The 21,326-nt window shown below is 63.5% G+C and carries 24 protein-coding genes; 15 read left to right on the top strand and 9 right to left on the bottom strand.

Translation table 11 applies throughout. The features are described from left to right. Positions 1-138: 138 nt before the first annotated feature. Complete coding sequence (locus EOD29_RS03730; protein ID WP_067326696.1) at positions 139-564, bottom strand: DUF3775 domain-containing protein; 426 nt, start codon at positions 562-564, stop codon at positions 139-141. A 179-nt stretch (positions 565-743) separates the two neighbouring features. On the opposite strand from EOD29_RS03730, the gene EOD29_RS03725 reads away from it, so the two are divergent. The 3 genes from EOD29_RS03725 (at position 744) to greA (ending at position 2,041) form a co-directional block, all read left to right on the top strand. Further along, positions 744-1,292 (top strand): tetratricopeptide repeat protein, encoded by a 549-nt coding sequence (locus EOD29_RS03725; protein ID WP_127245948.1) that lies wholly within the window; start codon positions 744-746, stop codon positions 1,290-1,292. 10 nt (positions 1,293-1,302) lie between these two features. Beyond that, positions 1,303-1,479, top strand: a complete 177-nt coding sequence (locus EOD29_RS35795; RefSeq protein WP_156751100.1) for a hypothetical protein — start codon at positions 1,303-1,305, stop codon at positions 1,477-1,479. An 88-nt stretch (positions 1,480-1,567) separates the two neighbouring features. Further along, positions 1,568-2,041, top strand: a complete 474-nt coding sequence (gene greA, locus EOD29_RS03720) for a transcription elongation factor GreA (protein ID WP_027168132.1) — start codon at positions 1,568-1,570, stop codon at positions 2,039-2,041. A gap of 3 nt (positions 2,042-2,044) precedes the next feature. Here the strand turns inward: greA and waaC are convergent, their stop codons facing one another. From waaC to rfaD, 3 genes are read right to left on the bottom strand one after another with little or no spacing between them, the layout of a single operon-like run. Next, positions 2,045-3,019 carry a lipopolysaccharide heptosyltransferase I gene (gene waaC, locus EOD29_RS03715; RefSeq protein WP_127245947.1) on the bottom strand — a complete coding sequence of 325 codons (975 nt, stop codon included), beginning with the start codon at positions 3,017-3,019 and terminating at the stop codon, positions 2,045-2,047. Further along, on the bottom strand, positions 3,016-4,023 hold the full coding sequence (waaF, locus tag EOD29_RS03710; protein WP_127245946.1) for a lipopolysaccharide heptosyltransferase II: 1,008 nt from the start codon (positions 4,021-4,023) through the stop codon (positions 3,016-3,018). The genes waaC and waaF overlap by 4 nt, the downstream gene beginning before the upstream one ends. Beyond that, on the bottom strand, positions 3,996-4,946 hold the full coding sequence (gene rfaD / locus EOD29_RS03705) for an ADP-glyceromanno-heptose 6-epimerase (protein ID WP_095801637.1): 951 nt from the start codon (positions 4,944-4,946) through the stop codon (positions 3,996-3,998). The genes waaF and rfaD overlap by 28 nt, the downstream gene beginning before the upstream one ends. Positions 4,947-5,262: 316 nt before the next feature. Between rfaD and EOD29_RS03700 the strand changes: the two genes are divergently transcribed. The 5 genes from EOD29_RS03700 (at position 5,263) to EOD29_RS03680 (ending at position 9,150) form a co-directional block, all read left to right on the top strand. Continuing rightward, a complete protein-coding gene (locus tag EOD29_RS03700) occupies positions 5,263-5,622 on the top strand; it encodes a thioesterase family protein (protein ID WP_206518456.1) in 360 nt (119 codons plus the stop codon). A gap of 47 nt (positions 5,623-5,669) precedes the next feature. Next, positions 5,670-6,302 carry a LysE family translocator gene (locus EOD29_RS03695; RefSeq protein WP_127245945.1) on the top strand — a complete coding sequence of 211 codons (633 nt, stop codon included), beginning with the start codon at positions 5,670-5,672 and terminating at the stop codon, positions 6,300-6,302. Positions 6,303-6,454: 152 nt separating this feature from the next. Next, a complete protein-coding gene (gene rfaE1, locus EOD29_RS03690; protein WP_082980447.1) occupies positions 6,455-7,945 on the top strand; it encodes a D-glycero-beta-D-manno-heptose-7-phosphate kinase in 1,491 nt (496 codons plus the stop codon). A 7-nt stretch (positions 7,946-7,952) separates the two neighbouring features. After that, on the top strand, positions 7,953-8,525 hold the full coding sequence (locus EOD29_RS03685; protein WP_066994501.1) for an SIS domain-containing protein: 573 nt from the start codon (positions 7,953-7,955) through the stop codon (positions 8,523-8,525). Further along, positions 8,518-9,150: an HAD family hydrolase gene (locus tag EOD29_RS03680; protein ID WP_127245944.1), complete on the top strand. Its 633-nt coding sequence runs from the start codon at positions 8,518-8,520 to the stop codon at positions 9,148-9,150. The genes EOD29_RS03685 and EOD29_RS03680 overlap by 8 nt, the downstream gene beginning before the upstream one ends. A gap of 68 nt (positions 9,151-9,218) precedes the next feature. Here the strand turns inward: EOD29_RS03680 and EOD29_RS03675 are convergent, their stop codons facing one another. After that, positions 9,219-9,695, bottom strand: coding sequence for an Lrp/AsnC family transcriptional regulator (locus tag EOD29_RS03675; protein ID WP_066994506.1), 477 nt, complete (start codon positions 9,693-9,695; stop codon positions 9,219-9,221). Positions 9,696-9,914: 219 nt separating this feature from the next. On the opposite strand from EOD29_RS03675, the gene trxB reads away from it, so the two are divergent. Then, entirely contained in the window at positions 9,915-10,889 is a 975-nt protein-coding gene (gene trxB, locus EOD29_RS03670; protein WP_067326669.1) for a thioredoxin-disulfide reductase, read from the top strand. A 72-nt stretch (positions 10,890-10,961) separates the two neighbouring features. Then, positions 10,962-11,858 (top strand): LysR family transcriptional regulator, encoded by an 897-nt coding sequence (locus tag EOD29_RS03665; protein WP_095777339.1) that lies wholly within the window; start codon positions 10,962-10,964, stop codon positions 11,856-11,858. 821 nt (positions 11,859-12,679) lie between these two features. Here EOD29_RS03665 and EOD29_RS03660 read toward each other — a convergent pair. Beyond that, a complete protein-coding gene (locus EOD29_RS03660; RefSeq protein ID WP_067326663.1) occupies positions 12,680-14,731 on the bottom strand; it encodes an elongation factor G in 2,052 nt (683 codons plus the stop codon). A gap of 274 nt (positions 14,732-15,005) precedes the next feature. Here EOD29_RS03660 and EOD29_RS03655 point away from each other — a divergent pair, with 274 nt between their 5' ends. Then, the gene (locus EOD29_RS03655) at positions 15,006-15,401 is read left to right on the top strand and encodes a cupin domain-containing protein (RefSeq protein ID WP_066994518.1); all 396 of its coding nucleotides are present in this window, start codon (positions 15,006-15,008) and stop codon (positions 15,399-15,401) included. Positions 15,402-15,465: 64 nt separating this feature from the next. On the opposite strand, the gene EOD29_RS03650 is transcribed toward EOD29_RS03655, so the two are convergent. Further along, complete coding sequence (locus EOD29_RS03650) at positions 15,466-16,668, bottom strand: pyridoxal phosphate-dependent aminotransferase (RefSeq protein ID WP_127245943.1); 1,203 nt, start codon at positions 16,666-16,668, stop codon at positions 15,466-15,468. A 205-nt stretch (positions 16,669-16,873) separates the two neighbouring features. Between EOD29_RS03650 and EOD29_RS03645 the strand changes: the two genes are divergently transcribed. The 3 genes from EOD29_RS03645 (at position 16,874) to EOD29_RS03635 (ending at position 19,341) form a co-directional block, all read left to right on the top strand. Continuing rightward, a complete protein-coding gene (locus EOD29_RS03645; protein ID WP_095823235.1) occupies positions 16,874-17,773 on the top strand; it encodes an EAL domain-containing protein in 900 nt (299 codons plus the stop codon). Then, positions 17,770-18,645, top strand: a complete 876-nt coding sequence (locus tag EOD29_RS03640) for an EAL domain-containing protein (protein WP_095823234.1) — start codon at positions 17,770-17,772, stop codon at positions 18,643-18,645. Before EOD29_RS03645 ends, EOD29_RS03640 begins: the two co-directional genes overlap by 4 nt. Before the next feature lie 87 nt (positions 18,646-18,732). After that, positions 18,733-19,341, top strand: a complete 609-nt coding sequence (locus EOD29_RS03635; RefSeq protein ID WP_127245942.1) for a glutathione S-transferase family protein — start codon at positions 18,733-18,735, stop codon at positions 19,339-19,341. A 558-nt stretch (positions 19,342-19,899) separates the two neighbouring features. Here EOD29_RS03635 and EOD29_RS03630 read toward each other — a convergent pair. Next, positions 19,900-20,112 carry a cold-shock protein gene (locus EOD29_RS03630; RefSeq protein ID WP_066994534.1) on the bottom strand — a complete coding sequence of 71 codons (213 nt, stop codon included), beginning with the start codon at positions 20,110-20,112 and terminating at the stop codon, positions 19,900-19,902. Positions 20,113-20,385: 273 nt separating this feature from the next. Between EOD29_RS03630 and EOD29_RS03625 the strand changes: the two genes are divergently transcribed. Next, entirely contained in the window at positions 20,386-20,715 is a 330-nt protein-coding gene (locus EOD29_RS03625; RefSeq protein WP_067327152.1) for a hypothetical protein, read from the top strand. Between the two features lie 20 nt (positions 20,716-20,735). On the opposite strand, the gene EOD29_RS03620 is transcribed toward EOD29_RS03625, so the two are convergent. Beyond that, complete coding sequence (locus EOD29_RS03620; protein WP_127245941.1) at positions 20,736-21,305, bottom strand: methylated-DNA--[protein]-cysteine S-methyltransferase; 570 nt, start codon at positions 21,303-21,305, stop codon at positions 20,736-20,738. Positions 21,306-21,326: the final 21 nt, after the last annotated feature.

The raw sequence follows: 21,326 nt of genomic DNA, 5'->3' as shown, positions 1-21,326 counted from the left end.
AAAATCCCCGCCGCCAAAGGCAGCGCCAGTCTGCAAATTCCGGAAAAGCTCAGCCTCGCCATCGGCCGGAAACGGGCCGGGCATCGCAAGGTTGCCTTGGACGCTGCGGCGCTGCGATCAAAATCGGTTACCGGTTCGTTACGCGCCGATCGCCTCCAGGCCCTCCTCCAGCCAATCGGCGAGCTGCGGCAGTCCGAGCAGGTACTTTGCGGTGCGCTTGTTGGCTCGCTCGCGCGCGGCCGCCACCGCGTCGACCCATTCGGAAGCTTCGTAGTCGCCGCGGCCCACCCAGGCCAACGCTACGAGCTCGGCCGCTTCATCGACGTTGAGGTCGTTGATCAGCTCGCGGAACTCCTCCTCGGTGAGGTCTTCCGATGCCTCCTCGACAAGGCCGTCGTGATGATGATTGTCGTGCCTGTCGCCATCGAACTCGACCTCGTGCTCGGCGCCGTCGTCGTAGTCCTCGTTGACGGCGGCGCTCAGCGCCTTGGCCTTCAGGATGAACAGGCGCACGGTATCCGGGTCGATGGAAAGCTCCCATTCCTTCTCGAGGCGCTGCTGCACTGGCCTTTCTCCTCGTCGTGCGCTCGACTGATGATAGCGGATTTGCGGCCCGCGTCACATCCGTTCGCAGAGGCGATGCGCTGCCTGACCTCCAAATAGTTTGGCTTTTGACAGGTTTTCGGGATGAAACCGCATCGAAGCGGCGTTAATCTGCCGTTGTCACGCTCAAGGAGGCTCCGATGCGCAGACGTTTGCTTGTTCAGGTCTTCGCTGCTGCCGTTAGCCTGCCGCTGTTCGCGGCGCCTGCATTCACCGCCGGCGAGGGTGGCGGTGGCGGTGGCAGCGGCGGCCAGACCACCACCCAATGCAAGAAGGGTCAGGTCTGGGACAAGAAGAAGAAGAAATGCGTTGTGCCGCAGTACGGCATGCTGGATGACGACAGCATCTACGAGGCAGGCCACGATCTGGCGATGGCCGGGCGCTACGACGAGGCGATCTCGGTGCTGACGCTCGCCGCCAACAAGCAGGATCCGCGCATTCTCAACTATCTCGGCTATTCGCATCGCCATTCCGGCCGTGTCACGGTCGGCCTCGGCTATTACGAGGAAGCGCTGCGCATCGACCCCGACTACACGCTGGTGCGCGAATATCTCGGCGAGGCCCATCTGCAAATCGGCGATCTTGCCGGCGCGCAGGAGCAGCTCAAGGAAATCGAGAAGCGGACCGGCAAAGGCTCGCGCGAATACGGCATGTTGTCAGAGCAGATCGAACGTTTCCTGAGGAGCTGATTCTTCTCAGATGCTTTTCGAAGCCGGCTGCGAGCAATCGCAGCCGGTTTTTGCTGGCGGCATTGCGGATTTAGCGCCGGATGGCCTTGCGAAAGCGGTGGTGATTTTACTGAACTTCATTTTTGAGCGTGAAAATCGCGCGGAGATCGCTATATTCAGGGAAATTGTGGTGAAACGGTTCCGTTAGCCCGAGGCTGCCGGACCGTTTTCTTTTTGTACCCAACGACAAGGCTATTCCCGAAAAGCGGGGGTGGTGGCAGGAAAGGTCAGGCATCATGATCAAGGTCCCGATGACAGGCGAGGGGTTCGCGTCATTGAAGGAAGAACTGCGCTGGCGCCAGCAGGAAGAGCGTCCACGCATCATCGAGGCGATCTCCGAAGCGCGCTCGCATGGCGACCTGTCCGAAAATGCCGAGTACCACGCGGCTAAAGAGTCGCAGAGCCACAATGAGGGCCGTATCAACGAGCTCGAGGACCTGATCGCGCGCGCCGAGGTGATCGATGTCTCGAAGCTCAGCGGCGACAAGGTGAAGTTCGGCGCCACGGTCGTGCTGGTCGACGAGGACACCGAGGAAAAGAAGACCTATCAAATCGTCGGCGACCAGGAAGCGGACGTGAAGTCCGGCCGTATCTCGATCTCCTCGCCGATCGCGCGCGCGTTGATCGGCAAAGAAGTCGGCGATGCCATCGAGGTCAACGCCCCGGGCGGCGCACGGGGTTACGAGATCGTCCAGGTGCAATTTATTTGAGGGCTAGACTGGCGTTTCCGATCTAAGCACCAGCAGCCGCTCTGCTTCAGCCATAACTTCGGCCGGCGTGACTTTGCCGCCGGCGGGCGCCAGCAGTGTCGATGAATAGGGCCCGCGCGGGCCGGTCAGGCCGGGCTCCGTCGCCAGGAATATGGCGACGGTCGGCAGGCCGAAAGCGCTGGCGAGATGGGTGAGGCCGGTGTCGGCGCCGATGACGAGCGTCGACCGGCCGAGGATCGCAGCGACATCCGCTAGCGGCGATTTCGGAACCAGCACCGTTTCCGGCACGGCGCCGGCGATCGCCTCGGCAACACGCTTCTCCGCTTCGTTCGACCAGGTGACGATCGGTGTAAATTGCTGCGACACCAGTCGGCGCGCAGTCTCGACCCAGTCTTCGACCGGCCATTTCTTGTCTTCGCGGCTGGTGCCGTGCAGCAGGAAAGCCGTTTTACCTTCGACGCCGGAAAGTCCGCCTACCGGCGGCACTATGCCGGAGCTGAGCGTCGAGAGGTCCGCCTGATACCCCAGCGCCAGGCCGAACAGGCGTCTGGTGCGCTCGATGGCGTGCAACTCGCGCGGCACGGCGTATTTGCGCTCGTAAAGCAGCGTCGCCGAGGGCTCGCGGGCGCTGGAGCGATCGAAGCCGGCGATCGGCGCGCCGGATTGCCTGGCGACCGCGGCCGATTTCAACAGCCCCTGTGCATCGATAACCAGGTCATAGCGACGCGAGCGAAGCGCACGTCGCAGGCCGGCCATCTCGCGCCATGTGCCGCCGTCGAACGGCTTCTTGCGCCAGCGCCGGATCGCCACCTTGTGGATGGTTCCGATCGCCGGATGCAAGGCGACAACGGCGGCAAAGGCCTCTTCCACGCACCAGTCGAAGCTTATGTCCGGGCGATTGCGGAGCGCGTCCTCGACGGCCGGGAAGGTGTGGATGACATCGCCCATCGATGATGTCTTGACGATCAGAACCCTCATGCGGCCGCAGGAATATCAAGCAATCGGTCGGCGGCGGCGGCGACCCGCGCGACATCGAGCGTCTTAAGGCAGTTGAGATGGCCGAGCGGGCAGAGCTTGCTGTGGCAGGGCGAGCAGGAGAGGTGCAGCCAGATCAGTTCCGAACGGTCGGTCAGCGGCGGCGTGTTTTCGGGCGAGGTCGAGCCATAGACGGCGACGATTGGCGTGTCGACGGCGGCGGCCACATGCATCAGTCCGCTGTCGTTCGAGACGGCTAGCTTCGCCGCGGCGACCAGGTCGATGGCATCCTCCAGCTTCGTCCGGCCGGCAAGGTCGACGGCGCCCGGCGCAAGCCTCGCGATCTCGCCGGTGACCTCAGCGTCGTTCTTCGAGCCGAGCAAGGCGACGCCCAGGCCTTTTGCCATCATCCCGCGGGCTAGCTCGGCATAGTATTCGCTCGGCCAGCGCTTTGCCGGGCCGAACTCGGCGCCCGGCAACAGGGCGACGAATTCTTTTGCGCTGAGCCCGAACCGCGCCAGCAGATCGGCCTGATTGGTGAGATCGACGGTGAGCTTCGGCGGGCGAAAAGTGCCGCCGCGCGCCAGGCCGAAATAGGCCCGTGCCGTGCGCCGCTTCACCGCATCGGGCAGCGGGACGATGTCGGTCAGCAGGCCGTAGCGCATTTCCCTCAGATGGCCGACGCGGCGCGGAATTCGGGCGAAGAACGGGATCAGCGCCGATTTCCAGCTCCCCGGCAGCACATAGGCCATGTCGTAGCGGCCGCGCAGCAGGCGGCCGAAGCGCCTGCGGCTGCGGAATTCGAGCGTGCCGGGCATCAGTGGAAAGTCGATCTGGGAGCGTATTTCGGGCATGCGCTTGACCAGGGGCGCTGCCCAAGCCGGCGCGAGCACGTCGATCGCGGCATTCGGATGCTTTTCCTTCAGCGCCGCGAACAGGCACTGGGCCATGACCATGTCACCCACCCAGCGTGGGCCGATCACGAGGATCGTTGGGCTTTCAGCCATTGGACATAGTCTCTGACGCCGGTTTCGACGGTGCGGAATTGGCCATTGTAGCCGGCCGTGCGTAAGCGGGACATATCCGCCTCGGTAAAACTCTGGTAGCTGCCCTTCAGGTGTTCGGGGAAGGGAATGAACTCGATCTCACCCTTGCCGAGCGTGTCGATTACCGTCTCGGCGATGGCGCGGAACGGCTGGGCGCGGCCGGTGCCGCAGTTGAAGATGCCGCTTGAGCCCCGCTTCCATAGCCACAGATTGACGTCGGCGACGTCGCCGACATGGATGAAGTCGCGGCTCTGTTCGCCGGGGCCGAACCCGCCATAGGCGCCGAACAGCTTCGGGTTCTGGCCCTGCTCGACCTGGTTGAACAAATGGAAGGCGACCGAGGCCATGGCGCCCTTATGCGCCTCGCGCGGCCCGTAGACGTTGAAATAGCGCAGGCCGGCCACCTGCGAGTGATCGGTGTCGAAGACATTGCGGCGGACATAGTCGTCGAACAGCTTCTTCGAATAGGCGTAGACGTTGAGTGGCCGTTCGAATTCGGGCTCTTCGCGAAACTCGCTGCCGCCGCCATAGACCGAAGCCGAGGAGGCATAGAGGAAGGGCACCCGCAGCGCCAGGCAGGCGTGCAGCAGGCGCTTCGAATAAGCGTAGTTCACGTCCATCATGAACTTGCCGTTCCATTCGGTGGTGGTCGAGCAGGCGCCCTGATGGAAGACGGCGTCGATGCGGCCCAGCCCGCCATCCTCGAGCCGGGCCGGAAGCTCGTCCTTGTCGAGATAGTCAGCAATGCGGAGATCGGCCAGATTGGCGATCTTGTGGCCGTCGGTCAGATCGTCGACGACCAAGATATCGTCATGGCCTTCGGCATTCAGCGCGGCGACGATGTTGGAGCCGATCATGCCGGCGCCGCCCGTGACGATGATCATCCTTGTGAGCCTTGTTTCGTTGCCGATTCCGGCCCTTATAGGGGAGGCGCGAGCAGGTGTCGATAAAAGGTCCCCGGCTGTGGAGCATCGGCTACGACGAATGTAGGGATGGATCGGCAGAACGGCTCGCGAGATAAGCTCTGGCGCGCCGAACGGTACGTCTTCGATCGAAGCAAGCTATGGTGCCATTGAGGGCTGTGGCATGAGCCGTCGGTGTGCGTTCTTGCCGTTGGTATCAGCCATGACATCCGATTTAAAGCCAGGCCTTCACCACGTCCAAACCCTGCGGGTCGACGACTCCCTGACGGTTCCGGCCATGACAACGGCCTTTGCGAGTTTCGCCGACATGCCGCCGGTTTTCGCCACCGCCTTCATGGTAGGCTTCATCGAATGGGCGTGCGTCGAGGCATTGCGTCCGTTCCTGAGCAGCCATGAGAGAACCGTCGGCACCCATGTCGACGTCAGCCATGTCGCAGCGACGCCCGTCGGCATGACCGTCACCGCCGATGTCGAGCTTGTCGCGGTGCAGGGGCGAAAGCTGCGCTTCAAGGTATCGTGCAGCGACGAGAATGGATTGATCGGCGAAGGTTTCCACGAGCGCGCGGTCGTCGACCATGACAAGTTCATGGCGCGTGTTCTTGCCAAATCAGGGCAGACCGGTTCGTCGCCACAGTGAGGCCGCAAAGCTCCCGCTTCAGTCGGCTCCTATCGTGAGGGATCAAGATGCCGTCGACCGAACTGCTTATCGCCTTTTTCGTCACCACGGCTATCTTCGCCTACATTCCCGGACCGGCCATGCTCTATGCCGCCGCGCAGACCATGGCGCGCGGGCGTTGGTCGGGGCTGACGGCGGCGCTCGGCATCCATCTCGGCGGCTATGTCCATGTCCTTGCCGCCGCAACCGGACTGTCGGTGTTGTTCCATGCCGTGCCGCCGCTTTACATGGCGGTCAAACTTGTCGGCGCGCTGTACCTGATCTGGCTCGGTGTTTCGCTGTTCCGCGCCAAGATCCAGGGAAACGGAACGCTTCCTGCCATCGAGCGAAAATCGGCGCGTCGCGCCTTTTTCGAAAGCATCACGGTCGAGGTGCTCAATCCCAAGACAGCAATCTTCTTCATGGCATTCCTGCCGCAGTTCATCGATGCCTCGGCGACCTTTCCGGTTTGGCTGCAGTTCGTGGTGCTGGGAACCGTCGTCAACCTGATGTTCTCGTCGGCTGACATCGTTTGCGTCTTTCTCGCCGGCGCGATGATTGCGCGGCTGCGGCGCTCCGGTCGCGTGCAGCGCCTTATGCAGCGCGCAGGTGGCGCCGTGCTTGTCGGTCTCGGCGTCCATGTCGCCTTGCAGAAGAGCTGATCCGTCCGGCGCCTTGGCCGGCGCGCGTGCACCGGCCCGCCGTTGCGCTGGCCCCGATTGCGGTATATCGGCATCGCGAAGAATGAAGAGCGCCGGTTTTCCGGCGCTGCAACCCCGATCAAGAACCGCCGTTTTCGGCGCGTGCCAGTGAGATGATCAAGCACCATCTGCCTTCCCCGGAGCCTTTGCATCGCACCATCGCCCACTTCGGCGAGGTCACCGTGCTGGTGGTCGGCGATTTCATCCTCGACCGTTTCGTCAACGGCGTCATCGAGCGGATCTCGCCTGAAGCGCCGATCCCGGTGCTGCATGGGCGGGGCGAGGTGGTGGCCCTGGGCGGCGCCGGCAATGTCGTTTCCAACATCGTTTCACTGGGCGGCGCCGCGATCCCGGTGTCCGTCATCGGCGCCGACCAGGCCGGCGACAATCTCATGCGCATGCTCGGCGATCTTGGCGCCGATACGGACGGCCTTGCACAGCGGCAGGACCGCATGACCTCGTCGAAGAGCCGCTTCAGCGCGCTTAACCAGCAGGTGCTGCGTTTCGACGAGGAGGAAATCAAGCCGTTGTCCAGTGGCGAGCGGGCGACGCTTGTCGAGCATTTCCAGGCTGCCCTTGCGCGCGCCGATATCGTCATCCTGTCCGACTACGGCAAGGGCATCCTGCTCGACGGCGTGGCGGCCGAACTGATCGCGATCTGCCGCGATGCCGGAAAACCGGTGCTGATCGACCCGAAGGGCCGCGACTATGCGCGCTATGCCGGGGCGACGGCGGTCACGCCCAACCGCAAGGAACTCGGCGAGGCGGTCGGACGCCCGGTCTTCGGCGATGACGAGATCGTCGCTGCGGCACGCGACCTGATTGCCGCGCATGACTTCGAGTTCATCGTCGCGACGCGCAGCGAAAAGGGCATGAGCGTGGTCACCGCGGAGGATGCCCGCCATATCTCCACGCAGGCGCGCGAAGTGTTCGACGTCTCCGGCGCCGGCGACACGGTCATCGCCACCTTCGCGCTGTCGCTCGCCGCGGGCGCCGACCGGGTGCAGGCTGCTACAATCGCCAATGCCGCCGGCGGCGTGGTCGTTGGCAAGCGCGGCACGGCGCGGCTGACAGTGGAGGAGCTTTCCGGCGCGCTGTTCCGCTCGCATGGACCGGTCGCCCACAAGGACGCCATTCTCGACGCCAATGCGGCGGCCAGGATGGTGGCGGCCTGGAAAGAGGAGGGGCTGTCGGTTGGCTTCACCAATGGCTGCTTCGACATTCTGCATGCCGGCCATGTCAGCCTGCTGCACGCCGCGCGCAGCCGATGCGACCGGCTGGTGCTCGGCTTGAACAGCGACGCCTCGGTGCGCCGGCTGAAAGGGCCCGGACGTCCGGTCAACGACCAGCACGACCGCGCCTGCGTGCTCGCGGCGCTCGCCTCGGTCGATGCCGTTGTCGTCTTCGAGGAAGACACGCCGCTCAAGCTGATCGAGGCGCTTCTGCCCGACATCCTGGTCAAGGGCGCGGATTACACGATCGAGACCGTGGTCGGCGCCGACGTGGTGCAGAACGCGGGCGGGCGTGTGGTGCTGGTCGACCTCGTCGCCGGCAAGAGCACCACCAAAACCATCGGCAAGCTGCGCGCCGGCGGCGCGAATTGAGGGTTTCATGTCCGAGCTGAACGACTATCTGGTCCGCTCCGCGGCGGCGATCTCGGCAATGGTCGAGCGCGATCTCACCGGCGAGATGGAGCGCGCGGTGAGCGCGGTCGTGAAGGCGCTGTCACACGGCAAGGCGCTGCTGATCTGCGGCAATGGCGGCTCGGCGAGCGACGCCATCCACATCGCCGGCGAACTGGTCGGCCGGTTCCTTAAAGAGCGCAAGGCCTACAATGTCATCGCGCTGCCGGCCAATGCGGCGGTGCTGACCGCCTGGGGCAACGACTACGGCTTCGACACCGTCTTCTCACGCCAGGTAGAGGCGCATGGGTCGGAAGGCGCGGTATTGCTCGCCATCTCCACCAGCGGCAATTCGCCGAGCATCCTTGCCGCCGCCGAGCAGGCGCGGGCCATGGGCATGACGGTGATCAGCCTCACCGGCGACACCGGCGGCAAGCTCAAGCCGCTCACGGACATCTTGCTCAACGTGCCGTCGACCTCGACGCCGATCATCCAGCAGGGGCATCTCTGCCTCTATCACCACCTGTGCGAGGCGGTCGAAGCGCGTCTCAGCAATGGCTGACCGCGAAGGGGATTTTCCGCTCGTCGAGCCCGGCCTGTGGATCGAGCGGATTGGCGCCAAGGCGTTTCCGGCTGGCCTGCCGGCACTGTTTCTAGACCGTGACGGCACCCTCAATATCGATACCGGCTATCCTGACGATCCGGACGCCATGGTGCTGCGCGACGGTATCGCGCCTGCCATAGAAGCCGCGAATCGGCGCGGCATTCCGGTCATCCTCATCACTAATCAGTCCGGTATCGCGCGCGGCTATTTTGGCTGGGATGCCTTCGCCCGGGTCAATCAGCGGGTGCTCGAACTGCTTGCCGAGAAGAACGCAGCCGTCGACATGGTGCTGGCCTGCGCCTACCACGAGGCCGGTTCGGGCCCGCTGGCGATGGCCGATCATCCGATGCGCAAGCCCAATCCGGGCATGCTGCTCGAGGCAGGGCGCCGCCTCGGCCTCGATCTCAAGCGATCGCTGATCGTCGGCGACAAGCCGGCCGACATGGAAGCAGGCCAGCGCGCCGGCCTCGAGCGCGGCTGGCTTGTCGATGGCGAAGCCACACCGATGGGCGGCTTTTCCGTTTTGCCGCTGCGCGATGTGCGGGACCTGGAAGGTCTGCTCACCGCGATACGATCGCAATGATCGCGGATTGATTCAAAATTGAGCGCCAAACCGCTGTTTTTCCAGCGGCTTCACCGGAAGCCGGCGCATCAAGCCGGAAAGGCGACCAGCCCCTCATCCTTGACCCGGCGGATGGTCAGCGCGGTGCGCACCGTGTCGACATTGGGCGCCGAGGCGAGCTCCTCGATGACGAAGGTCTGGAAGGTGCCAAGGTCGCTTGCCACGCAATGCAGCAGGAAATCGGATTCGCCCGACACCATCCAGGCATCGCGAACGATCGGCCAGCCCCTCGTCCGCTCGGCAAAAGCCTTGAGCTCGGCGTCGGCCTGATGGTGCAGGCCGATCAGGCAGAAGGCGACGACATCCATGCCGAGCGCCGGCGCATTGAGGAGCGCACGGTAACCGCGGATGATGCCGGCCTCTTCCAGTCGCCTGACGCGGCGCAGGCAAGGCGGCGCCGAGATGCCGACGCGGCCGGACAACTCGACATTGGTCATACGACCGTCACTCTGCAGCTCTCGCAGGATCTTCCAGTCGATGGCGTCGAGATCGGCTTTGAGCGGCATGATCGGCTTCGCGCAAGAATCTTTCGCGATTTTGTAATTTGGTTTCGCGCACGAGGCCACCCCTTTGCGATGATTTTTCTGCAACTGGCTGCGATATGGCCCTGTATACCGCTATGAAGCTTTCCGGGGACGAAGGCCAAGCTGCCTTGCTGGCTTGGCGGGCAGCACTTACATTACCGGCAACAAAACCACGGCCCTCGCGCCGCAGGGGACTTTTTCATGAACACCAAACACGCGCCCGTTCTCATCATCGGCTCCGGGCCGGCCGGCTACACCGCGGCGATCTATGCCGCCCGCGCCATGCTGAAGCCGATGCTTGTCGCCGGCCTGCAGCAGGGCGGTCAGTTGATGATCACCACCGACGTCGAAAACTATCCGGGCTTCGCCGATCCGATCCAGGGCCCCTGGCTGATGGAGCAGATGCTCAAGCAGGCCGAGCATGTCGGCACCGAGATCGTCAACGACATCATCACCGAGGTCGACCTCAATGTGCGGCCGTTTCGCGCCACCGGCGATTCCGGCACCGTCTACACCGCCGACGCTTTGATCATCGCCACCGGCGCGCAAGCCAAGTGGCTGGGTATCCCGTCCGAGCAGACGTTCATGGGCTTCGGCGTCTCGGCCTGCGCCACCTGCGACGGCTTCTTCTATCGCGGCAAGGATGTCGCCGTGGTCGGCGGCGGCAATTCGGCGGTGGAGGAGGCGCTCTACCTCGCCAACCTCGCCAGGAGCGTCACCGTCATTCACCGCCGCAACGATTTCCGCGCCGAGCGCATCCTGCGCGAGCGGCTGTTCAAGAAGGACAATGTCCGCATCATCTGGGATACCGTCGTCGACGAGATCACCGGGCAGCCGGGCAAGGCACCGCTGCCGCCTTCGGTCGACGGCTTGAAGCTGCGCAATGTGGTGACGGGCGAAGTGTCGCGGCTGCAGGTCGATGGCGTCTTTGTCGCGATCGGCCATGCGCCGGCGGTCGAGCTTTTCATCGGCAAGCTGAAGCAGAAGCCGAACGGCTATCTGTGGACGGCGCCCGATTCGACCCGTACCGACGTTCCCGGCGTTTTCGCCGCCGGCGACGTCACCGACGATGTCTACCGGCAAGCGGTTACAGCTGCCGGGCTCGGTTGCATGGCCGCGCTCGAGGCGGAGAAATATCTGGCGGGGATCGAGGTTCACCGCGAAGCGGCGGAATAATCGATCGGCTGAAAAAAGCCGTTTAAAAGCCTGATTTTTCATTCAGACGCCAAGGGCAACACGAGGGGAATCATGGCGCTGGACTGGGACAAGCTACGCGTGTTTCACGCTGCGGCGGAGGCTGGGTCGTTTACCCATGCCGCCGAAACGCTGCATCTGTCGCAGTCGGCGATCTCGCGGCAGGTCAGCGCACTGGAGCATGACGTCGGCGTGGCGCTGTTCCATCGCCACGCGCGTGGCCTCGTGTTGACCGAGCAGGGCGAGATGCTGTTCCGCACGGCACATGACGTGCTGATGAAGCTGGAGACGATCAAGTCGCGGCTGACCGAGACCAAGGATCGCCCGTCCGGCGTGCTGAGGGTCACGACAACGGTGGGGCTCGGGGCCGGCTGGCTGACCGAGCGCGTGCAGGAATTCATCGAGCTCTACCCCGAGATCAGCCTGCAGCTCATCCTCGCCAACGAGGAGCTCGACCTCACCATGCGCCAAGCCGATTGCGCCATCCGCCTGCGCCAGCCGCAGCAGCCGGATCTTATCCAGCGCCGGCTGTTCACGGTGCATTTCCACCTCTATGCGTCGCCTTCCTACGTGGCGAAGTTCGGCAAACCGGCCTCGATCGCCGAGCTCAGGAACCACCGGATCGTCACCTTCGGCGTGCCGGTGCCCTCGCATCTGTCGGAGCTGAACTGGCTGGAGACGGTGGGCGATTTCGAGGGCGGGCAAAGAGTGCCGACGCTGCAGATCAACGATATCCTGTCTATCAAGCGCGCGGTCCAGGGCGGCGCCGGCATCGCCATGCTGCCCGACTACGTCATCAACAAGGACTCGAACCTCGTCCAGTTGCTGCCCGAAACCGAGGTGCCCTCCTTCGACACCTATTTCGCCTATCCCGACGCGATGAAGAACCAGGCGAAGCTGCACGTGTTCCGCGATTTCATCATCGCCAAGGCGCGCAGTTGGTCCTACTAGCAGGACCTGCCGATATTCGGGTGGTGCCGGCCTGACCTGGCCCACGACAGGGACTTAATCGCGCCATGGCGTGGGGCAGCCAGCCGGAGACAGCGCGCCCGGGACGGAGACAAAGATCAAGGCGCTGCCGGCAATTGTCGAAAAAGTTCGCATCGGGCTCTCCTGCCGCAGAAATAAACGCGACCAGCCCAAGTTCGCATCATTGTGAATTTAGCGTATTTCGGCACCGGAATCTGACCCGGTTTGCATATCAGCGATCGCTTTCAGTCCGGAACGGCTCTGGATTCGGCGATTTTTTCTGGTCCTATCGGTTCTCGCGACGGATTAGACCACAGCCTACCTCTTTTTGCATGCGTGTGTTGCAAAATAGATGCTTGTTTCTTGAGCATGATGAGCACATATATAGTTCATCTCCAGGGCGCGTTCTCCTCCCATTAGCGCCCTCGAGTGTTCCCCTCTGGAGGTTAGCCCTAATCGGCACTTCCAATCAAACTCAGCCGGATCTTTATTGATCCGGCTTTTTTGTTGCGCGGAAGTCACGCCGACACCAGAAATGCGTGCGCGCGGCCCGCGTAACAGTGACATGTAACATCGGGTAACATGTCGAAGACGCACTCTATCGATTAGGTAGATCATAGGACGCGGTTGGTCGGTCCGGGAGATGGGGGCATCACTCGGACAGGCCGGGCTCAGGCAGCTACCGCGTCCGAACCATTTCCTGATGCGGCGGACCTGCCGTTGCCTCCCAAGGAAGACAGTCCGCAATAAGAACGGCGCCCGGACGATCCGGGCGCCGTTTTCGCGTCTTCAACAAGATCCGATCAGGCGGCCTTGCCGTTGGCGTTCATCGCCTCGTCGGCGAGGCGCCCGGTCAGCTCGGCCATATGGTCGAAGACGGCCTTGTAGCTGGCGACGCCTGCCGTCGCCGAGCGCAGCTCGATGATCAGGTCGCCGATCTCGGCCTGGGGCATGGTCGCTTCGACCACGTCCCAGCCCGGCCAGCCGGGCCGCGCGTCATAGCCAAGGATCTGGCCGCGCCGCTGCGGGATCAAAGCGATAATCCTCGAGGTCGCATCTGAAGGCGTGACGATCTCGACCTTCATGATCGGTTCCAGCAGAACCGGCGAACAGGCCGCCATGCCTTCTTTCATCGCCAGCTTGGCCGCCATCTGGAAGGCCATGTCGGACGAGTCGACGGCATGATAGGAGCCGTCCGAAAGGTTGACGGCGACATCGACCACCGGGAAGCCGAGTGGACCGGATTTCAGATAGTCGCGGATGCCGGTCTCCACCGACTGGATATAGGTTTTTGGCACGACGCCGCCGGTGATGGTGTCGGTGAACTGGAAACCCGTGCCGCGCGGCAGCGGCTTGATCTCAATCACCACGTCGCCGAACTGGCCGTGGCCGCCCGACTGTTTCTTGTGGCGGCCGCGCTGCTGCGCGGATTTGCGGATCGTCTCGCGATAGGGAACCGCCGGCGAGTGGCCATCGATCGGGATCTGGTTCTTGCCCTCCAGCCGCTCGCGCACGACGCGCAGGTGCATCTCGCCATGGCCCGACAATACGGTCTCCGCGGAGTCCTGGTTGTGGTGCAGGCTGAGCGAGGGGTCTTCCTCGGCTAGCCTCTGGATCGCTGCCGACATCTTGACCTCGTCCTTGCGCTCCTTGGGGCGCAAAGCGAATGCGAACACCGGTTGCGGGGGCTCCAGGGCGATCAGCGGCTTGATGCCGCCTTTGGCCGAACTCAGCGTTTGGCCGGTCCTGACATTGTCGAGCTTGCCGAGCGCGACGGTATCGCCAGCCTTGGCCGACGGCAGCTTCAACTGGTCTTTGCCAAGCATCTTGTAGATGCCGGAGACCTTCGTCGTGTCGCCGCTGGAGAGGAAGAGTTCGGCCGCGTCGGCCACCTGGCCGGAAAGCACACGCGAAATAGACAGTTTGCCGCCATGCGCGGTGTGGATGGTCTTCATCACCTGCACGACCGTCTGGCTGCCATCAGGCGCGCCAAGGCGCTTGCGCGTCGCCTCGACGTCAGGCGCGTCGTGGCGGATAGCTTTCAACAGGCGCAGCACACCGTTGCCCTTCTCGGCGGTACCGATCAGCACCGGCGTCACCGAGCCGGCGCGCAGGTCGGCGGCAAGGTCATCGAAGATCGCGTCCTTCGGCGGCTCGATCTCCTCCAGCAACTGCTCCATCAACTGGTCGTCATGGTCGGCCAGCGTCTCCAGCATCGAGAACCGTGCCTCGAGCTCGCGCGCCTTGTCGTCGTCCGGAATCTCGGCGACCTGGCTTTCGGCATATTCGCGGTAGACATAGGCGCGCTCCAAGGCCAGATCGATCGAGCCGATAACGACACCATCCTTGCGCAACGGAATCTGGCGCAGCAGCAGCGGCGCCGAACTGGCCGGCTGCAGCATCTTTAGCGTCTCGCGCACGCCGGCGACCGCCTTGTCCACCTTGTTGAGGAACAGGATGCGCGGCACGCCGAGATCGTCGAGCTTGCGCATGATGAGCTGAAGCGCGGGTATCTTCTTTTCGTCCGCTTCGGCCACGACCACGGCGACATCGCAGGCGGCAAGCACCGGCTCCGCCTCGAAGGCGAACTCGATGGAACCGGGGCAATCGACGAAGGTGAACTGCTCGCCCATGAATTCCGTCGTGGCAAAGGTCGCCTCGACGCTCATGGCGTGGGCGCGGGCTTCTGGCGAATGATCGGAAACCGTGTTGCCCGATGAGACGGGATTCTGGCGGGGAATGGCGCCCGTGCGGGCGAGGATAGCTTCGAGAAGTGTCGTCTTACCGCTTGCGAAGGGACCGACTATGGCGATGCATTTCGGTCCCGTGCGTCGTCCTCCGGCGCGATTACCCATGGCTGACCTCCACTCAGGCGTTTCCCTGGGAGCGGCGGCCGGCCTGTTCAGCCGTCGCGGGCGGGGTTGTTGCTCACCACCTGCCAAGGCCATCGTCACACGGGTTCGCGGAGAGGGCAAGGAAAATAGGAAATGCGCCGGCTTTGGTTTTGTGCTCGGTTTCGAACAGCCCGGTGGCTCAAGCGATGAAAGGCGATTGCGTCGGTCGCCATATAGCAAGAAACTGACCTCCCGCTGCGGCGGACCGGTCCCTAACGATTTGAGAGTTTCTACGATGAAGATCATTGCGTGCGGCAGCGTGCCGACGATCATCGCGCCTGAAAAGTATTTCACCGGCAAGGTGCTGCAGACGCCGATCATCGAGAAGGAGGCGCCGGCGCGGCTGAGGGCAACCCTGGTCAGTTTCGAACCGGGCGCCCGCACGCATTGGCACACGCACCCGCTCGGCCAGACGCTCTACGTCACGGCCGGCGCCGGGCTTGCGCAAACGTGGGGCGGGCCGATCGAGGTGATCAGGGCCGGCGACGTCATCTCCTTCGCGCCGGGCGAAAAGCACTGGCACGGCGCCGGGCCGAAGACCACGATGACGCATGTCGCCATGCAGGAAGCGCTGGACGGCGTCCATGCCGAGTGGCTCGAGGCGGTCTCCGACGAACAGTATGGCGGCTGATTGCCGTCCAACAAAACCCGGCACCCGGCGCGAAGCCGGGTTTTGTGGATGGCGGCGTTGCCGATCAGGTCAGCGACGCAGTGAAGCGCTGGATGCGGGTGCAGGCTTCCTCCAGCAGCGCCTCCGATGTTGCGTAGGAGATGCGGAAGTTCGGGCCGAGGCCGAAGGCCGATCCGAACACAACGGCAACGCCTTCGGCGTCGAGCAGCTCCGAGCAGAAGACTTCGTCATTGTCGATGACCTTGCCGGCCTTCGTCTTCTTGCCGATCAGCTCAGCGCAGGACGGATAGACGTAGAAGGCGCCTTCCGGCAATGGGCAAGAGATGCCGCGCGCCTGGTTGAGCATCGACACGACGAGGTCGCGCCGCCCCTGGAAGATCGCCCTGTTCTTGGCGATGAAGTCCTGCGGGCCGTTGAGCGCCTCGACGGACGCCCATTGCGCGATGGTGCAGGCGCCGGAAGTCTGCTGGCCCTGGATCATGTCCATTGCCTTGATCAGCGGCACCGGGCCGGCGGCGTAGCCGATACGCCAGCCGGTCATGGCATAGGCCTTCGACACGCCGTTCATGGTTAGCGTGCGCTCGTAGAGGCTCGGTTCGACCTCGGCGATGGTCTTGAAGACGAAGTCGCCATAGGTCAGGTGCTCATACATGTCGTCGGTCAGCGTCCAGACATGCGGGTGCTTGAGCAGCACGTCGGCCAGGGCCCTGAGTTCACGCTCGGTGTAAGCGGCGCCCGATGGGTTGGACGGCGAGTTCATCAGCAGCCATTTCGTCTTCGGCGTGATCGCCCTTTCCAGCACCTCAGCCGTCAGCTTGAAGCCGTTGTCGATCGAGGTGTCGGCAAAGACGGACGTGCCGCCGCAGATCGCCACCATTTCCGGGTAGCTCACCCAATAGGGGCGCGGGATGATGACCTCGTCGCCGGGGTTCAGCGTCGCCATGAAGGCGTTGAACAGGATCTGCTTGCCGCCGGTGCCGACGATGGTCTGCTCCGGTCGGTAGTCGAGATTGTTCTCGCGCTTGAATTTTTTCGCGATCGCCTCGCGCAGCGGCGCGATGCCGGAGACCGGCGGGTACTTGGTCTCGCCACGCCGGATCGCCTCGATCGCCGCGTTCTTGATGTTATCGGGCGTGTCGAAGTCCGGCTCGCCGGCGCCGAGGCCGATGACGTCACGGCCGGCATTTTTCAGCTCACGCGCTTTCTGCGTCACCGCGATGGTCGCGGAAGGCTTCACGCGGGAAAGGGCGTCGGCAAGAAAGGCCATGACAGAGCGTCTCCAAGAGAAGGGCGCGGCCAGGAGCGGCCGCGGCGCCTCTCATGTCGCATCATCGGGCCAAGCGCAAGCATTGTCGGGTGATCCAGAGGTCAAGGTGGCGTGAGCGGCAACTATAAATTCATCAACGAGCGGTAAACCCTTGGCTGGCAGGATGGCAGATCGAATTCCGCTTATTCTGCGGAGCGAGGGACCTTTGTCGCGCAGCATCGGGCTTGCCCATATCATCCGTCATGATGACGGCACCTCAAGCGGTGTCTGGGGAATCTACACGCTGCAGAGCGCCTTCCAGCCAATCTTCGCCTTCGATGGAGGCAAGCTTTCGCTCGTCGCCTTCGAGGGGCTTATCCGCCCGTTCCGCGACGGTGAGCCGCAATCGCCGATGAGCTTCTTCGGCACTTGCCCCGCAGGCGACCGGCTGCATATCGAGGCGCTGACTAGGACGCTGCATCTGCTCAACGCCGGCGGCTGTCTGCCGCAAGAGGCGTCGATTTTCGTCAATTTCGATCCGTCGGTGTTCACCGACCGCGCCATCGTCGACAAGGCGCTGCGCGACATGCGGCTGGTGCTGCACGAGGCCGGCATCGACCCGCGCCGTATCGTGTGCGAGGTCACCGAGCAGAAATCGGCTTCGCAGGAAACGCTCTACAGCTTCGTCGAGGCGCTGCGCGCCAACGGGTTCCGCATCGCCGTCGACGATTACGGCGCCGACGAATCCGACATCAACCGCATCAAGGAATTGCGGCCGGACATCGTCAAGTTCGACGCCAACTGGATCACGCAGCTGATGGAGTCCGGAGCCGGATTCGCGCTGCTGACAACGATGGTGACGAGCTTCGAAAGTCAGGGCATCCGCACGGTTTTCGAAGGCATCGAGGAAGGCTGGCAGCTCGAGCTCGCCGAGAAATCCGGGGCGTCGATGGTGCAAGGCTATGTGCTTGCCCGGCCGGAGCTGGCCTCGACCAGTCTTCGCGTCTTCGGCAAGAGCGTGCAGGCGCCCGCGGCCGGGGAGGGCAAAACGATCGCGGCCGCCAGTCCCGCTCCGGTGGCGTCAGCTCGCCCGACCAAGGCGTTTGGGCGCAAGGTGACGCCATGATCGGGCGGCCCGACAGGCAGCGCCCCGAAAGGCGGCGAAGTGTCGCCGAAGCGATCTTCGAAGACGAGATCGGCCTTCAATTCGGCGTCTATGGCGAGTTCCGGCTGTGGAGCGCCTACCAGCCGATCTTCGCGCCGCGTGGCAGATCGCTGCAACCCGTCGCCGTCGAGGCGCTGATCGAGCCGCGGCGCGTCGCGACGCCGGTTGCGCCGCAAGTTTTCTTCGACAGCGTTGCGGCAAAGGACCGTCTGTTCGTCGAGACGATGTGCCGGATGCTGCATCTCGGCAACTACCGCAACATCGGCGTCGATGGCCTTACCCTGTTCTTCAACTACAATCCGATGATCAACGATCATCTCGGACGGGCGCTCGCCGAGATCCGGCTGATGGCCAGGCATCTCGGCGATTTCGGCCTCGAGCCGGCCATGCTGGTCTGCGAGATCACCGAGCAGGCAGCCGACGAGCATGTGCTCGCCCGCCTCGTGCGCGAGATGAGGCGTGGCGGTGTCCGCATCGCCATCGATGACTTCGGCACCGGACATTCGACCGAAGCGCGCATCGGCCTGCTGTCGCCCGACATCGTCAAGATCGACGGCGGCTGGTTCGCCGAGTTCTGCCGCCATGCCGCCGCCGAGCGGTTCTTCCGGCCGCTGGTTTCGACGCTGCACGACCGCGGCGCCAAGGTGCTGGTCGAGGGCATCGAGCATGCCACGCATCTGCGCGTCGCGCTCGATGGCGGCGTCGACCTCCTGCAAGGATATCACCTCGCCCGCCCGGCGCTCGCCGGCACCATCTTCAACGAAGAGCCGCTGGCGATCGATGCGCTGCTCGGCATGGACAACAAGGTAGTGCCTTTGCATCAGCGCCGCTGATGCTTTCACTCAAAAACAAATCACTGGATGAACTCCGCACAGGCGAGTTAGAGGCTGCCGATCGTTCGTCGCGCGCGGAGAGGGGCCATGATCCTTTATGACATGATTGACAGCGGCAATTGCTACAAGCCGCGTCTGTTGATGGCAAAGCTCGGCATTCCCTTCACCCGCATCGAAGTGAGCTCACACACCGGCGAGACGCGCAAGGCCGACTATGTCGCCAAGAACCCCAACGCGATGGTGCCGCTGATCGAGCTCGACGACGGCCGACGCATCGCTGAATCCAACGCCATTCTGCTCTATCTCGCCGAAGGCACGCGCTTCCTGCCGGCCGACAGATATGAGCGGGCGCTAGCCTATCAGTGGCTGTTCTTCGAGCAGTACAGCCACGAGCCCTATATCGCGGTGCGCAAGGCGCTGCTCACATTTCCCGAGAGGGCGAAGGATGCGACGCCGGAACGGTTGGCGCTTACCTTGGGGCGCGGCAACAAGGCGCTCGGCGTGATGAACAAGCATCTGGAGCAGAACGCCTTTTTTGCCGGCGCCAGCTACAGCGTCGCCGACATTGCGCTCTATGCCTACACTCACACCGCCGAGATGGGCGGCTTCCAGCTCGACGCCTATCCGGCCGTGGTGGAGTGGCTGAAGCGGGTCGAGACGGACAAGGGGCACGTGCCGATCGATTGGGTGGGGTAGTCTGTTTCTATGCCGCAGCATCTTGCAGCCGCCGAATGCTGGCTATTTGATGAGACGATCGTATTCGGCATGGGGTGCCGATCCAGATCCAGTCGAAGCCATCAGCGCTTTCGAGGGCCAAGGCCGATAATTGTCGTCTATCCTCGCCGACCAAAGCTCTCCCACCTTTTGAAATGGAGGGATGGATGTCGCGGATTGGTCTCATCGAAGTGAAGTTCTTGTCGGCCGGTACGGCGAACGGCCTTTGGTCACGCAGTTTGCCGGCAGCAAAGTGGGACCACAAGCGCGGGCGGCGGCTTGCCAATTCAGGCAACAAAAAAGGCGGGACAATGCCCGCCTTCCTATGCCGGTAGCCTGATCGGAAGCGTTGGGGCCGGGCCGGCAGCTATCTGCTGTTCCAGCTTGTCGGGTCCTTTCGCTCCGGCGCGCTTATCGCACGACCGTCAGTACATCCGTGACTTGCCGCCCGCTCCAGGCTCTCGCCCGGTGCGCGTCGCTAACTAGGCGCATTGTGCAATGCCAGGCGATCACGCCCGGCTGCAAAATGCCAGCGCCAAATCAGGCTGCCTTGCTCAGAGACCCAGCAGCGGACTTGCCGGTGCGGCGGTCCTGCTCGATCTCGAAGCTGATCTTCTGGCCTTCAACGAGGGTGGTCATGCCAGCGCGCTCGACGGCGGAGATGTGGACGAAAACGTCCGCGCCGCCATTGTCGGGCTGGATGAAGCCGTAGCCCTTGGTGGCGTTGAACCACTTAACCGTACCAGTTGCCATGTAGAGTCCTTCACATTTGCTTCGTTTGACCGGACCAAAGCCCGGCCGGTGGTATCGAAATTTTGGAGATAGACGTCAGCAAACGCGAAGATCGCGGCCCGATCGATCGGCCAAATTCAATGCGCCGGATATAGTATGGTTCGCGAACGAAAACAAGATGGCCTTACCGGCATGTGCCGCGATAGCGTCCAACGGAGCCCACTGCGCTTGGAAGGTTTGCAGCCGGGGATGCGTTGTGGAGGGAAGATGCGCTTGCTGTTGCGGGAGAAGATCATGAGGACAATTCTGCTTGCCGCCTGCCTGATGTTGGTGGCCGCCGAGGCGCAGGCCGTCTCGCGCTACGACCCGACGCGCATGAGCTGCGACCGCGTGCGGGCGACGATCGCCAGGCAGGGCGCGGTCATCCTGCGCTATCAGTCGACGCGCGTGCCGGGACTGCCGCTTTATGACCGCTATGTGCGGGACGAGCGCTTCTGCAACATGGGCGAGGTGAGAGCGCGGGCCTATGTGCCGAGCGCCGATACTAAATCCTGCCCCGTCTATATCTGCAAACGGCCGGACTTCGACCGGCATTTCCGACGGCGGATCTTCCCACGCCATTAGAGTCCTTTCGGCAAGCTGTGTCAGAACGCGAATGATGCCTGAGCGGCCGGCGGCGGACCGACCCGCACGCCTTCCATGGCCAGCATCTTCTCCTTGGTGGCCGAGCCGCCGGTAGCCGAGAAGCCGCCGATCTTGCCCCCCGCGGCAAGGATGCGGTGGCAGGGAATGACCAGCGGCACCGGATTGGCGCCGAGGGCTGCACCGGTTTCGCGGGCAAGCCCGGCATGGCCGGCCCGCTTGGCCAGTTCGCCATAGGTGGTGGTCTCGCCGAAGCCGAGCTTGCGCGCAGCGTCATAGATGGCGAGGCGGAAATCGTCGACGCCGTCGAGATCGACCGGCACGCCGGAGAAATCGACATCCTCCCCGGCCGCATAGGCCTTGATCGAGGCGATCAGTTCGACCACCCATTGCGGCTGTTCGGTGGAGGTAGAGGCGCCGGCATGGCGAAACAGGCGGCGCTCGACCGCTTCGCGGCTACGCTCGGGCAGGCAGAGCCGGATCAGGCCCTTTTCGCTCCAGGCGATGCCCATGAAGCCGATCACTGTTTCTAACACTGCGTGGCCGGCCGTGATCGGCAATGCGTTTTCCATGGGTGCGCTCCTTTCCGCAAA

This window comes from Mesorhizobium sp. M1A.T.Ca.IN.004.03.1.1, from assembly GCF_003997555.1.
In the GTDB taxonomy this organism is placed as follows: domain Bacteria; phylum Pseudomonadota; class Alphaproteobacteria; order Rhizobiales; family Rhizobiaceae; genus Mesorhizobium.
Note: the sequence above shows the minus strand (reverse complement) of the source record. Positions and strands in the feature narration are given on the sequence as shown.